We start from the raw sequence: 360 nt of genomic DNA, 5'->3' as shown, positions 1-360 counted from the left end.
ACATGGTAGCTTTAAATATTTATACACAAAAAGATACACTCATTAAAACATTAGATGCAGATAGTCCAAAGACTACAAACGACGACGATAATAATGATGAAAAAGATACTGAAATTGATGAGGAATCGAGTAACCAGGATTCCCAGGAAGAGGAAGAGTCATTTACTGTACATAACGCAAACGGTACATTTTTCGTAAATACTAGTGCTGCTAATATTCGTAATGGGAACAACACGAGTTTTAACATAATCGGCACTGTGCAATTGAATCAAGAAATTAACGTTAAAGGTAAGACTGATAACGGGTGGTATATGTTTGAACATAACGGAAATGATGCATTTATAAGCGGAACACTTCTGT

The 360-nt window shown here is 34.7% G+C and carries 1 protein-coding gene; it reads left to right on the top strand.

The window, feature by feature from the left end; translation table 11 throughout:
- A partial coding sequence (locus tag AOA62_RS05135; RefSeq protein ID WP_143521777.1) for an SH3 domain-containing protein occupies positions 1-360 on the top strand: 360 nt, incomplete at both ends.

The organism is Pseudomonas sp. 2995-3, assembly GCF_002742565.1.
GTDB lineage: Bacteria > Pseudomonadota > Gammaproteobacteria > Pseudomonadales > Pseudomonadaceae > Aquipseudomonas > Aquipseudomonas edaphica.
Note: the sequence above shows the minus strand (reverse complement) of the source record. Positions and strands in the feature narration are given on the sequence as shown.